This is a genomic window from uncultured Shewanella sp. (genome assembly GCF_947495455.1).
In the GTDB taxonomy this organism is placed as follows: domain Bacteria; phylum Pseudomonadota; class Gammaproteobacteria; order Enterobacterales; family Shewanellaceae; genus Shewanella.
On the sequence record NZ_CANLZC010000127.1, the window covers coordinates 1 to 14,229 of the forward strand.

The 14,229-nt window shown below is 39.6% G+C and carries 8 protein-coding genes; 7 read left to right on the forward strand and 1 reads right to left on the reverse strand.

Translation table 11 applies throughout. The features are described 5' to 3' along the window. Positions 1 to 1,522: 1,522 nt before the first annotated feature. The 7 genes from Q0791_RS22075 (at position 1,523) to Q0791_RS22105 (ending at position 13,070) form a co-directional block, all read left to right on the forward strand. Entirely contained in the window at positions 1,523 to 4,564 is a 3,042-nt protein-coding gene (locus Q0791_RS22075) for a M4 family metallopeptidase (RefSeq protein WP_299011291.1), read from the forward strand. 178 nt (positions 4,565 to 4,742) lie between these two features. Beyond that, positions 4,743 to 6,731 (forward strand): Hint domain-containing protein, encoded by a 1,989-nt coding sequence (locus tag Q0791_RS22080; protein WP_299011293.1) that lies wholly within the window; start codon positions 4,743 to 4,745, stop codon positions 6,729 to 6,731. A gap of 55 nt (positions 6,732 to 6,786) precedes the next feature. Next, complete coding sequence (locus Q0791_RS22085) at positions 6,787 to 8,052, forward strand: hypothetical protein (RefSeq protein ID WP_299011294.1); 1,266 nt, start codon at positions 6,787 to 6,789, stop codon at positions 8,050 to 8,052. A gap of 10 nt (positions 8,053 to 8,062) precedes the next feature. Beyond that, positions 8,063 to 8,899, forward strand: a complete 837-nt coding sequence (locus Q0791_RS22090; RefSeq protein ID WP_299011295.1) for a GEVED domain-containing protein — start codon at positions 8,063 to 8,065, stop codon at positions 8,897 to 8,899. Between the two features lie 21 nt (positions 8,900 to 8,920). After that, a complete protein-coding gene (locus Q0791_RS22095; protein ID WP_299011296.1) occupies positions 8,921 to 10,417 on the forward strand; it encodes an internalin in 1,497 nt (498 codons plus the stop codon). 853 nt (positions 10,418 to 11,270) lie between these two features. Then, the gene (locus Q0791_RS22100; protein WP_299011297.1) at positions 11,271 to 12,350 is read left to right on the forward strand and encodes a hypothetical protein; all 1,080 of its coding nucleotides are present in this window, start codon (positions 11,271 to 11,273) and stop codon (positions 12,348 to 12,350) included. An 87-nt stretch (positions 12,351 to 12,437) separates the two neighbouring features. Next, a complete protein-coding gene (locus tag Q0791_RS22105; protein WP_299011298.1) occupies positions 12,438 to 13,070 on the forward strand; it encodes a PKD domain-containing protein in 633 nt (210 codons plus the stop codon). A gap of 70 nt (positions 13,071 to 13,140) precedes the next feature. Here the strand turns inward: Q0791_RS22105 and glaH are convergent, their stop codons facing one another. After that, on the reverse strand, positions 13,141 to 14,058 hold the full coding sequence (gene glaH, locus Q0791_RS22110) for a glutarate dioxygenase GlaH (RefSeq protein ID WP_299011299.1): 918 nt from the start codon (positions 14,056 to 14,058) through the stop codon (positions 13,141 to 13,143). Positions 14,059 to 14,229 lie beyond the last annotated feature (171 nt).

The window sequence follows — 14,229 nt, forward strand, 5'->3', positions numbered from 1 at the left end:
AGCTTATTATGGTTGTTTGGAGTATTTTACCTCAAAACCCTTGATGTGGCTGCTTTATATAAGGGGACACCTAAGGAAGTGAGTGCAAATAATATTAAATATAATAATGTTCTTATTAATGGTTTAACCATTTATTACCTCTGAACTTATTTGTTTTTATATGACTTTATTTCTAAAAAGCAATAACCAAGTGCATTACATTGAGGTAATAAACCAAATGAATATAGTGTCAGTATAGATACGGTAAATATAAGGTTGGTTTTATGTCATTGTAATAATGGGATTTACTTTGTTATAAAGATAAAGTTCTAATGATTTGATCTGCTACTTTATCATTTGTTTTATTCTATAAAAATATAAAATAATAATGATGTTTAGAATGAGTTAAATTAGATTCGATAAAATAAAGAATGACATTACTATATGAAGCAGGGAGTTAATTTAACTTAAACGTTTAAAGTTTTATGAAGTTAAAAAGGGGGGATACTGTTTACAGTAACAATGAAGTTACAGGTTTTTATAAATAGACAACCTAAAGTGGAAGTAAAATAAACACAGTATTTAATATCATTTAAAAAGACAGTAAAAAGTAAAATCACCGACTTGTGCGTTCTATCACCTTAAAAGTAAGCATTCTTTCCCCTTTATCTTTTAAAAAGAATATGCCTTTAATTCGGCACTTTTACAGGTTCTGAAAACATGCATTTTCATGTATCACGGGTATAATACTGATGTCTCATTTCGACTGAAGAAGGCTGAGGAGGTTTATGCTTTTCTATGCTTAGACTGCTATTAAGAGGCGCAGTGTTTTATTTTTCATATCGATAATGAATGACACAAGTATGCCTTTAGCTAAGTCATAGGTTTTTGTGGATAGTTTGTCATGATTCATTAACCTGCTGATTTAAAGGTACTTATGTGACATAACTCTTTGGTGAAATTGAGTCAAAAGCTTCAGTGATAGGGTGAGTCAAATCGATTTATTGTGTCTTTTATTTTTAAAATGCCATTTAAGTGAGTCATTACCTTATTTTTTATATTTGTTTTTCCTTGAATTTATTCTGTGTCTTTTTATTTGCTTTTTAAGTATCAATAACACCCTTAATCGATAAAGATCGTTAAAAGATTTTAAAATAGTCATAAAAAAGTTTGTCACAAATAGTGTTTTTATTCTAAATTTTTCGAGGTTTTATCTTAATAATCTGAGTTAGCAGGGTTTTAATGTCGAGATTTAGATAATATTCCTGATTCAAGAGTATGAGAATAATGTGATTTAAGTGTGATTGATGTTTTTTCTCACTTTTTTACCTGTTGATGTTTCCCTTAAAAAGAATAGAGTGGGCATTAAAATGTTGCATGATGTTAAAAATTGGTTTTATTTTGTAACAATTTGGGTGAGAATGTTGTCTGTTGTTGGCTTTATTCTTTGTGTCGGTTTTTGAATGGGCAGTGATCGAAAAGAATGAATAATGCTAAAACTATATTCTTTTGAATATCATATAAAATGTTGGATGGAGCCGTCATGGAAAGATGTTTTTCACGTTTATTTTTTGCTATTAATTGCGCCGTTATGAGTGGGAGTGTTTTTGCGTCTCACGTGGATCAAAGTGTTAATCTTCATGAGTCTTGGTTATCAATGGGCGCGTATACCCTTGACAATCCTAAGTTACCTGAATGGGAATTCAATTACCACAAAGCGGCATTTGAAAAGGGAGTTAAAGCTGGTATTCAAACAAATACAACAACTGGCTTAGTCTTTGCTCCCAACTCTAATTCTACCAATGCGTTGATCGCCGAAGGCACTCAGAAAAAAGCCGGTGGGGCAGGCGGTAATGAAAAATTGGGATTAACTTGCTATAGCCCAAGTGCGGATTCAATGCACCTTTGCCAAACCTATGAAAGTTTAGTCGACAGTGTGACTTATGCTAATAATGGCTCTCAGGTACTTTTTGAGGATACCAGTGCTAATGCTATTTTTGCGAATTTTGAGGGTTATCCTTTTATTGTGACACAAGTGGATGATACCTGCTATTTAGAAAATGATTATGTCACAACAATAAAGTATGAAATGAATGGCAGTAACGATACCGCCTATGGATATGATTGCAGTAGCAGTATGGAACATTTTGGACAAGAAGAAGTCGATGCCATCTATTATGACTTCTTTTCTTTTTCGCCTGAAAATGATGCCCATTTTTATGGTGGTGTGGTCATGCAAATGTACCATTCTTATTTAGATGATTTATTTTCCGAACAAAAAATCTTTAATCCCAACTCCCCTGATTGTCCGACCAATAGCCGAGGCGAGCCTAATGGCGATTATTGTTTAAAACGGCTATCACAACGTGCTCATGCGTTAGGGATCACAGGTGGGCATATGGATGATGCCAATTGGGATGGTGAGTATGTTAATTATGGTAACGGACAGTGGGCGCAACGTTTTTATACCTTAACGACCATTGATTTAGTGGCTCATGAATCCATGCATGCATTAAGTGACTGGAATGGTGGATTAGATTCTACGGGACAAGCTGGAGCCATTGGCGAAGGTTTAAGTGATATTTCAGCTATTGCGGCCAATCATTATTTTGAAACTCACCTGTTAGGAAATCAAACAGACAATTATAAAAACAGTACAGGTTATCAAAATAAGCGGCAATATCAGTGGACTTATGCGTGGGATACTTATGTTTATAATGAAGCCATGCGGATCTTTGAGCTGCCTTCCTATGACGCAAGTTCTATCGATGATGCCAGGGATTATAATGCAGAAAGCAGCAAGTATGCTAATGGTGGCGTCTTACGCAAGCTATTTTACGAGTTAGTGGTATCCGATGGATGGACTCATGAACAAGCGTTTAAGCTGTTTTTAAGTGGAAATGTTCAATGTTTTACGCCAAACATGACCTTTAATGACATGGGTACTTGTTTATTAAGCCAAGTGGATAATGTGTTTTCTTCCTCTGAGGCCGATAGTCGGCAAGCGGCATTAGATGAACGTTTACATCGTTTAGGTATTTTTCCAGATAATAGCCAAATCAATGCATTAAGCTTTATTCAATACAAACATTATGATCAATCTAGCTATTGGATTTCGTCTGATATTAATATTAACGAAATTGAAGAAGTGCACCTGAATTGGGGAGATGGTACTCAGGTCAATTGGTCGGCAAATGAGGATAATGGTGTAACCATTGAAGAGGTGTTGACCGGTGAACATCGTTACGATGCGAATGCCAAGCATGTCAACTTTTCGTTAAGTGTGCTTAAAACAGATGGCACCTTACTGCAGGGCTTGAGTCAAGATTATATTCACTCATCGCCATTGCTTTGTACACCAACTATACACAGTCCAAATGGAGAAGTGAGTCAATTTACCTTTATGGGGCAAGATTACACTATGCCAACAACGGGATACCGATATGTTGATGCTCGCCATATCGTTTTACCTAATACTCAACAAACACCAATTACAATAGCAGGTAACTTTAGTGGCAAGAATGTGACTGTTTTTGCAGATATCAATCGTAATGGCTATTTTGATCGCAATGAATTGTTAGCAGAAGAAAAGCCCATACTTGATGGTACGCCAGAGTTAACGGGACTTGCTGATATCGATGCAGGCCCCATTTTACTGCGTGTAGTGTTAGATGAATACACGGCTTGGGGATGCGGTAGTGTGTCTAAGGGCATGGCCTTTGATATTTTAACGACGTTAGAAGCGCAAGCCACGTCACCTACAGCTGAGTTTACTTATGAGATCACAGGGACAACCAGAGTGCAATTTAATGCGGTTACAGATGAATTAGACTATAGCCGAAATCCTGAGTTTACTTGGTCTTATCAGCAAGCAGGTCAAAGTGCGGTCAGTATGGGACAAGGTGAGACGCTCAATTATGATTTTCCCAGTAGTGGCACTTATGGGATCAGTCTAGACGTGACTTATGATGATGGTGCTCAAGATAGCGTGACGCAAGAATTGGTACTCGGTGGTATGTGTATTCCTGGTAAAATCAATAGCTTTGATTCAGATAGCGCTTATATTAATGAACTTGAATTTGATTATTATGGTGTCCCTTATTTTCTAGGATCTAGCGGAAGAAATGAAAGTGCTTACTTAGCTCATGGTGTGCAAAGCCATATGTACGCCATTGAAGGACAAGCGGTCACACTTGACTTAATCAGTAATGACATGGGGCGATATGATGCTGGTGTTTTAACGCGAAGTCAGCGCGCAAGAGCGACGGTTTGGATTGACGTAGATCGTGATGGCGTGTTTGAGGAAAGTGAGCAAAATGCCTTTCAATATACTAACTATGACGGTGGATTTACGCGAGAGTGCGATGCGTCTAATGCATACAATTGTCGAGTGAAATCGTCGCAAACTTTCTTAGTCAATGAGAATACGCGCAATGAGGATGGCAGTGAAACACCTTTTAAAGTGAGAGTGAAGCTTGAGTTTGCTCATAACGGTGATTATGACGAAGTAAGAGGAACCAATGCCTGTAGTGCCATTGAAAATGGTGAAGTGGAAGACTTTGACTTGTATGTTGATCCTAGGTAGTGATCAGTGTGTTGGTTAATGTGAGTTGCAAGGCTTAAGTGATTAAGAAGGGAGCTGTGATGATAGATTGGGGCTATTATCGTCCCTCTTAACTAGAGCTCGTCCATGGAAATGGGCAATCGACTAGGTATTAAGTTGTTACCTTAATTTTAATAATAATCAAAAGGTAAATAAGGAAATGATGAAAAAATTAAGTTTAGCTATTGCCCTTGCACTGGGCACAGCCGGAGTCACTCAGTCTACTATTGCCGATGAAATGGTTCAACCTCATGTGATGGCAACTGAGCAGTATCAGCTTAAAACCTCACTGCGTGAGTTAAAAGGCAAGACCTTTCAATCTCAAGGAGAAACCGACTTTACTCAAATGAGTCAGGTTAAACGGACGAAGGCACGCCTAGAAAAATTAGGGTTAAGTGCAAAAAATCGGCCTCATTTGTTTTCTTTGATTGATCAACAAAGAGACAAAACCCTTGCTAAAAAGCGGCTATCGACACTGACCACAAATACGGTGACCACAGCCGATGCCGTGTCTGGTAATTGTGTTGAAGGTGAAACCAATTTATGCTCTTTCTTTACGCATATGGGGTTTGCCGTCAAAGTACACAAAGAAACCAATGAACCTTATTTAGTGGCATCGGCCCTCAATAGTGAGCAGACACCGACTAATTATACCTTGATTGATTTGACCTTAGTGAATGAACACTGGCAAGAAGTGACGTTAATTAATTTTGCCGAATTTTTTGGCGATGATACCACGACGCAAAAGCGTAAAGCCATTGAGAGTGTCTCTTCATTATCTGCTGCACTGTCTTTAGTTCAAAACTCTGAGAATATCTACGGTGATGCTTGGGTCACTGTAGTAACTGAAGATGAAAATGGTGTTGAGACCGTAGAAGAGCGTAATGCTATGATTGAGTATTCTCGTGATGAAATATTGAGCATACTTGAAGAGGCAAACAGTTACTATAATCCCACTCCTTCTGTTTTGAACTTTGGTCCCCCTGCTGAGGCTCGAGCGGGTGGGTATTCTATGGATGCAGAATTAATCGCACCGGTTGATTCGCGCTCTGCTGATGGCGAGAATATTTTAGATGATAAAATTATCGTCTGCTTAAATCGCAATTACGGTGATTGTGATTATGAGAATATGTATCCGCTGGGAACACCTAACGATCAAACTAAGCTCAATGTGCCTTTTAAAGGGCAGTTACAGATCACAGGCATGGTTGAACAGATCTATAAAGCCTCAGATGATTTACCTGATGTTGTTCAATATCCGACGAATATTTATATTCAAACTAAAGAAAATGGCGGCGCAACCAGTATTGGTGATGGGGATTATGCCGATATTCAAGATTTATTTGCCGATAATTTAGTCACTGTCTATGACGATGCGACCAATAAAACCACCTTAAGCTGGGATTTGCCTCGTGAAGAAGCGACGTTTGGTGATGCTAGCTTGTTTGGTCGCTATGATGATGCTCATTGGATCATGCATCTGGCATTATCGGTTAAATTGAGCGCGAGTCGTCCTGCCAGATCTATGGTGTATATCATAGGATCGTCTAATCCTTATTCGAGTTATTATTCGCAGCAACCTGTGATGCAAATCGTGTATAGCTGTTTGGCAAAAGGCTCGATGATCACTCTACCTAGCGGTAAAACTATGCCTATTGAGCGCCTTAAAATCGGTGATAAGGTATTAGGTGCCAGTGAATATTCGCCTCATAAGGATATGCCATTGGTTATTGAGGATATCTCAATTGGAGTAGAAACCATTCCTATGGTTGAAATTACCACGAGCACAGGTGAAGTCTTATTGTTAACAGAGTCCCATCCAGTGCTTAATGTAGCTGATCAACCTGTTTGGGCGAACGCGCTTAAAGTGGGTGACCGTATTCAAACGCAAACGGATAAGGTCATGATCAGTAGCATTCGTCATGTGGATTACGATGACAATGTCTATAACTTGAAATTGGCTCGCCCTGAAGGGGATAGTCATTATGATCAAGGGGAAAGCTTTGCTATGTATGCTAATGGCCTGCTAGTGGGTGATTTGAGCATGCAAAGCGAAAATGAGTTTAAGTATCAGTCTGAGTCAAGGGAAGATGTGTTAAATCGTCTCCCGACGTCTTGGCACACAGATTATCTTAACAGTCAGCAATAACTCTTTTCGGCCCAGAATTTCATTTAAATCTGGGCCTCTTTCAAAGGAAATGAGAATGAAACTACATAGCAAAGTAGGTTATGTGCTTGCCTGCGCCTGTTTATCAGCCCCAAGTGTTGGGGAAAGTGCACTCAAGCTTGAACAAATTCATGCTGAAAAAGAGGCATTGATGCAAAGCATGGAAATGTCATCAAGTGATATGGTTCCATTAGGAACAGGTTATCAAAGCGACGGTGATTACTTTCTCGGTTTGCAAACAGTAGAAGGTGTGCTTGATGAGACGTTAGGTAATTCCATTATGGATTTTCGTGTGGGAGTGGATCTGTCTTATTCTCAAGTGATTGATCTTATCGATGGTACTGTGGATGCTGGGTTTAATTTTCCAGCCGTTAGAGTCGATGCGGGTGCGAATTATGCCAAAGAGATCAGTGCAGATAAATACAGTGGTACTTACAGCGTTTATGCATCAATGAAACCTAAATCCCAAATGTGGTTGCCAGTTGATGATAGTGGTTATCAACCTACTACGTCAGCCAGTGAACTGGCTTTGGCCTACCCTGGTAATCGCGCCGAGCATTTAGGTGATAAGTTTGTCAATGGTTTTGCATTGGGTTCCAATGTGGTGATCAATATGAAGATTGAATACCGAGATGAAGCCGATAAAAGGGCCATTGGTGGCTATTTAGGTGTTGACTGGGTGGGCAAAGTCGAAGTGGATGGTGCGCTGCAACTACTTGATGATGAAAAGAAAAAGTCAGTTAAAATCAGTGTAAGTGGTTATCAAAGTGGCGGGGAGCCTAATCGTCTGCTCGATATTATTCCTAATGGCATCATGCTATGCACATTAGAAAATCCGACACCTTGTTTTGATTTATTTGAGGAAGCCATTGTCTACCTCAAACAAGATTATATTCATCAGTTTGATGAGTTAACCGATTATAACGTCACGGATACTTATCTTGTTGAATATGAAAGGGCGGGACCTGGGTTGCAAGCACTCGTTCCTGAGAATGGCTATCAGCAAACCAGCTATTTAACCAAGTTGATTGTTAAAGATACGACTAGCCGCTGGATTGATGAGCGTTTGATTAATCGTCGTGCGAAAAACTTACAGCGTTATTATGCTTCTGCTTTTACTGCGCAAGAAATTGCTGATTTAAGCGAAATCGAGCAGCAAAGTCGTGATAATGCCAACATGTATGCCGATATTGTTGATTATTGCGAGAAAAACCCTCAAGGAACCTATTGCGCCGATTTTGAAGCGGATGTCGTGAGCAATTACATCCAAGACTACTCCAATATCATTTCAGTTTTAGAATAAGGATATTCCTATGTTTAACAAATATTCACTGGTTTTTTTATTGGGGCTGAGTGGCTCAGTGGCCGCAGAAGGTATCGATAATGCTGCTTACAATGAGTTAGGCGACTTACTGACAGTAGAGCAAGCCCAAGGTCGTTTTGATTGGTTAGAAAAGTGCTATGAAGGCCTGTTGGTTGAAATTTGGGAAAAAACTCATGATGCGACCCAAGTGTTGACTAACGCTGAAAAAATCAGGCAGCTGGAAAACTTATGGGTTTCACAGGATAAAATTAACAATCGAAAGGTCAATTATTTAACCTTTGCTAATGCTGATTTTACCAATCCTTATGATTGGTATGCGGGAACGGATGTGGCTCAGGATTGTACTTTGATGCCGACAGAGTATGAAGCCGTGGCCCTTAAAACCACTGTCATTGAGCATGAGTATTGTGCTAATGAAAGTTATGACAATGAGTGGGAATGGATAGCAGCTGTGAGTGTTGATGGTAAAACCCATGCCTCTTCATCAAAAGCTTATACTCAAGTGTCTGGCTTAGTGTTTCCAATGAGATTGAATCAAGAGCATGAAGTGGTATTAACGCCAGGTTTTAAAATTCCTGAAGAACCTTCATTTTTAGTTGCAAGGGCTTGGATCGATTGGAACCAAGATGGCAGCTTTACGTCTGATGAGATGGTGTTTGATGGCCAAGGTATGGATGCTTTTACTTTTAATCTTGCCGTACCTAGTTCTGCAACACCCGGTTTAACTATGATGCGTGTTGCTATGGATGCTGGGGGCGGATCAAGTAATGCTTGTACGCGTATTTGGTATGGCGAAGTAGAAGACTATCTTGTGACAGTTCAATAACCCAGATAAAAGGATAAAATCATGAAATTTATTTATGCAAGCCTGTTTTCGGCAATGCTGGGGACGAATGCAATGGCAAGTGATGGCCAGGCTGATAAAGCATCACAGTTAGCATCAATGCAGGCCAGTGCTGTCAGCGGCTCAACGGTCAGTGCTTTGGTGAACGATCATATTCCTTTGGGAACAGCCTATGATAGCCAAAGAGAAATTTTCTTGAATGTTCAGCCTGTTGCGGGGCGCATTGATGAAACCTTTGGTAACACTGAGTTGTCATTTAAAACCGGTATTGATATGAGTTATGAAGACATTCTCAGCACCTTAGCGGGAAGCGTGGATGTGGATGTGAACTTCCCTGTTGTACGGGTTTCGGCGGGTGCATCCATGGCGACAGAAATGGCGTCAAGTACTTACAGTAGCTCTTATACCTTTAGTGCCAGTAGTGTACCCAAGAAGCGGTTATTATTACCCAATGATGCGTCTGCAGGTTATACCTTGTCGACTGCGGGCACTGAGGTGGCAACCAATCATCAAAGTCAAATCCAAGAGTTGGTTGGGGATGAGTTTGTTTATGCCATCGAGTATGGGGCCAATTTATTGGTGAACCTTAAAATTGAATACGGCAGTAATAAAGATAAATCTGATATTGGTGGTTACTTAGATGTGGATTTATATGGCGGCGTCTTTAATGTGGGTGGCGAGCTTAAATACCTACAAGAAGAAACTAAGTCTTCGGTTAAAATTACGGTGAGAGCGGTGCAACGGGGCGGCGATCCTAAACAATTATTGAGTATTATTCCCAATAATATCATTACTTGTTCTCTAGAAAATCCGGCACCTTGTTTTGATATGTTCAAAGAAGCGGTTGATTACTCTAAAAATCAATTCCAAGCACAACTACAAACTTTGGATGATTATAACGTCGTTAATTACTACATGACACGATATGACTCTAGCAGTTTGGCGCTTAAAGCGCTGGCGCCTGCTTATCAAGATATCCGTTATGCAACTAAGTTATTGATCAGTGATTTAGAAGAAGACTTTCAACAAGCGCTAATGGATGAACACAGAGCCAGTGAATTGTTAACCAGTTATTATGCTTATTTGCCTGAAGCGCAGCGCAATGCCGTTGAAGACATTAAACAAGCTGCATACGATAACGCTTGGTTTTTCTATACGGCGGCTGATTACTGCCGAGATAACCCTTTTGGCACCAGCTGTGAGGATAGCTATAACGCCATGAAACAAGATTGTGCTCAACGAGGCCTGACTTGCCCACAATCTTATGACATCACGCAGCTTCAATTGCCCACGACCACGGATTTAGATTGGAAGCAGTGTGAAATGGCGCGTCAAGAGGCGGTGAGAGCGGGTGTGATCCTTGATGAGGAAAGTACCATTTACCGCAACATGCGTTGGGCACCGACCTTTATCGATAGTACGCGTCCTGCTCTAGGTATTTTAAACTGGCGCCTTTGCGAAGGGGCGCTCAATACTTACGGCGATACGTTTTTAAATTAGGTTTTCGAATTGGTTTTTTAAATTAATCGGTAATTTAACCTGATGTCGTAATAAGAAATGAGGTCTAGGTGGGCGTTAGGCCTCATTCCTACTTGAGTATTTTAAATTGGCGGCGTTGTGAAGCACTTAAGCGAAGGGGCGCTCAATACTTACGGTGATACGTTTTTAAATTAGGTTTTTAAATTAATCGGTAATTTAACCTGATGTCGTAATAAGAAATGAGGTCTAGGTGGACGTTAGGCCTCATTCCCACTTGAGTATTTTAAATTGGCGGCGTTGTGAAGCACTTAAGCGAAGGGATGCTCAATACTTACGGTGATACGTTTTTAAATTAGGTTTTCGAATTGGTTTTTAATTAATCGGTAATTTAACCTGATGTCGTAATAAGAAATGAGGTCTGAGTTGGTGTTAGGCCTCATCCCTACTTGAGTATTTTAAATTGGCGGCGTTGTGAAGCACTTAGCGAAGGGGCGCTCAATACTGACCAATGATACGCTTTTAAATTAGGTTTTCGAATTGGTTTTTTAATTAATCAGTAGTTTAACCTGATGTCGTAATAAGAAATGAGGTCTAGGTGGACGTTAGGCCTCATTCATACTCAAATGATGCGTTGGATGCCCGCGTTTATTGATTGGTTATCTACGTTTATCGAGAGTACGTGTCCTGCTTTGAGTATTTTAAACTGGCCGTGCTGTGAAGGATTTAAGCGAAGGAGCGCTCAATACTGACAATGATACGTTTTTAAAGTAGGTTTTCGAATTAGTTTTGCAAATTAATTAATATATTATTTTTGATAAACAACTCGTTACATTGTGTGCTAGTGAGCCGTGTCAGGCATATTGAAAGGAATATTATGAAATCATTTGGATTAGTTTTTTTATGTTTGCTGCTGGCTTTTCCCACTATTGCAAGAGAATATTTTGGTGATAGTTATACCACTGAAGATCTCGGAAAAGGGTTTAATAGTCAAACTTACCAATCGATGCCCAGTTGTCTTGATGGTACTTTGGTTAAGCATACCCAAGGCAAGGGAGAGCTTAATTTTTTAAATCAACTGGATCAAAGGCAAGTAAGAAGTCGCACTTTTGGTGAGGTGCATGGTGGGGTTAATTTGTTTATTGTGGCAGGCTCAGTGTCCACCTCTGTGTATCATACCAATGCAAGAGATGACTTAACTGTGTCTTCATCATTGCATTTATATTTTGATGAAGGACATCATACCTTTGAAAATAGACAAGTATTGAATGATGTGGATACCAGTCAGTGTGGTGATAGTTTTGTCTATCAAGTAGATTATGGTCGAGATATCTTTTTAACCAGTCAGTTACATTTTCAATCGGTGGAAGATTATAAAAAATTCGTCACTAAAGTGAAAATTCGGTTGTTGTTTTGGACGAAAACGAAAACGACAACAAAAGAGTTTAAAGAGTATGCGCAAAATGCGGTGTTGACGGTTAAAGTGAATTCCAATGGCGCGATCCCCGCTTCATTACAAGCTTTATTAGAGAGTAGACCCACCAGTTGTAAAGGCGATGAGGTCGATGAATGCATGGATACGCTCAATCAATTGAGTACCTATTTATTTGAGCCGACAGGTCTTGCACAAGATATGGATGCTATGCCGCCCGTTATTCGCAGTATGCATACGAAACAATATCAAGAGTCGGGTCATTATAGTATCAATCAAGTTGAGCTACCTGAGCAAGAGACATTAATGAACATTGTCGAGGCTGTGGAAGAAGAATATGGCGCTCGTGTGCGGCAAGAACAAAGAGTTAAAGCCTTCTATCAGGTGGCGGAAACCGAAGAAGAACAATCGGTATATTTAGCGCAATGGCAAGCGGCTACGGCTCATCGAGAAGCCTTTGAACCTATTAGAGAGCGCTGTTTTAGAACACCTTTTGAAAATGAATGTTTGCCTCCTTTTGAATAACTCTGTATGTTATTTTGTTGTTAATAATTATAATGCTGCTGTGAAATTATCATACTTTAATGGCTTAGCATGCTGTGGAGATAAGGAATGAAGCTCAAGTTCATCATTGGAAGTGGCTTGCTGTCAATGTGTATGACGGGCAGTGCCTTGAGTGCTGACAGCACAGTCGATGACAATATTCAGTATTTTTGGGATTTTGGCGATGGCTCGACATCGAATGAAAAGGCGCCTGAACATGTTTACGATAAGGTGGGCTTATATCAAGCCAAACTGATGGTGTTTCAGAATGAAAAGTTAATCGATACGCGAGTTAATACCATAGATTTAGTCAGCCCTTTAATTAATCAAATAGCGATTGACCATACACTGTCAAGCTTAACTGTCAGTATGTCCGCCGTTATTGATGTCAAGCAAGCATTGACTTTAACCCATCATTGGTTAGTCGAAGATCAAACTTATGTGGGAGTGAATGCTAAGCATGAGTTCTCAGATTTCGGTGAGTACAAGGTGACATTGTCGAGCTATTTTGATGATGATTTAGTGTATGAAACTCAAACTAATATTCTCGTTACAGAGCCAGAGCCAGAAAAGAATATCGATGACGACTCCTCTGGTGGCACAATGGGAGCAGGCAGTTTATTTTTATTGGCTGTAATGTGTTACAGAAAGTGCAAGAAAAGGCTCAAGGCAGAGTCAATAAAGTGTAAGATTGCATTGTAAATGCATCGTTTGTGGGTATTAGGCCCTAAGTCGTTACCTTAAATTTTTAATGGAATCTGGTTAATAGTGGCTAATCAAAAAAGTGACCTCGCTGTCGCAGCAGCTCTCTTGATAATTGAGGATGAGGGGTGAAAGCCTCTCGCCCATGTAGCCAATAGTGATTATGTATTACCAGTATGCTGCCAACAGGCAGTGAAAAAGACAGTTTATTTTTGTCTTGTTTTAATGAAGTTTGCAGTTGATATAAAAAGATGGCTTGTTCTTTATTTTGAGGATGGGCAAATTGATCAATAAAGGCCATTTGAGGTTTGCCTTGTCTGTCTTCCTCAATAAAAATAGGGTGAAAAATACTTTGAGGAATGCCTTTGCTGGGAGGAGATTGCCATTTGAATGGAATTTTTGCCAGCTTGTGGTGATAAAAATGTTTTAAGTCTTGCCAATCATCAATATGCAGTAATGTGGAATCTCCACCGGATGCATTTTGTTCATGGATTTTCATCATTAATACAAAGTCTGTTTTTTCTTCTACATAAGTCCCGTCATTATGTAAGGTTAGGGACTGATAGGCTTTTCTTAAATAGCTGTCGCTATTATCTCGGTGATTGACGGAAAAGCGTGCGTAAAATTTTCCAGACATGGCATCAAAGTTGGGCAAACCGACTAAATGAGAAATCGCGGTGGCAAGCTTAATATTATTCTCAATTGAGGAGGAAGCTTGGGATTCGTTTTTTAGTAGGAATGCCCCTTTATTGCGAGACATGATGATATTTTTTAAGCAATATCCCAGTTGATTGTGACAAAGAGAGTCTAAAAGATCCGCCAGTATGAATCTTAAAAAAGGGGTAAATTCTATTGCTTGAATATTCCATTTCAGTGCTTCTTGATTGAAGGCGGTGATGATCTCTTGTTTTAGCGTAATGATGTGTAATCGTTGAGAATGGCTATAATCGGTTAGCACAAAAGGTTGAGTATCATTTAAGGGCGTCATAGGGAGTCCATACTGTGAATACACATAGTCATTATAGGGTAAATAGAGGGCAGTGTTTTTTATTTAACCGCCAAAGATCAACAGGCCCTAGTGATAATACTGATCAGTTAATAATTTGGACGATCAATTGAACGATCTTTCAGATACGGTATAAAGACCTCTACGTTGTAT

Bases quoted from the DNA above. Each gene is read 5' to 3' on its own strand.
- Q0791_RS22075 (WP_299011291.1), top strand. From the start codon at position 1,523: ATGGAAAGATGTTTTTCACGTTTATTTTTTGCTATTAATTGCGCCGTT.
- Q0791_RS22080 (WP_299011293.1), top strand. From the start codon at position 4,743: ATGATGAAAAAATTAAGTTTAGCTATTGCCCTTGCACTGGGCACAGCC.
- Q0791_RS22085 (WP_299011294.1), top strand. From the start codon at position 6,787: ATGAAACTACATAGCAAAGTAGGTTATGTGCTTGCCTGCGCCTGTTTA.
- Q0791_RS22090 (WP_299011295.1), top strand. From the start codon at position 8,063: ATGTTTAACAAATATTCACTGGTTTTTTTATTGGGGCTGAGTGGCTCA.
- Q0791_RS22095 (WP_299011296.1), top strand. From the start codon at position 8,921: ATGAAATTTATTTATGCAAGCCTGTTTTCGGCAATGCTGGGGACGAAT.
- Q0791_RS22100 (WP_299011297.1), top strand. From the start codon at position 11,271: ATGAAATCATTTGGATTAGTTTTTTTATGTTTGCTGCTGGCTTTTCCC.
- Q0791_RS22105 (WP_299011298.1), top strand. From the start codon at position 12,438: ATGAAGCTCAAGTTCATCATTGGAAGTGGCTTGCTGTCAATGTGTATG.
- glaH (WP_299011299.1), bottom strand. From the start codon at position 14,058: ATGACGCCCTTAAATGATACTCAACCTTTTGTGCTAACCGATTATAGC.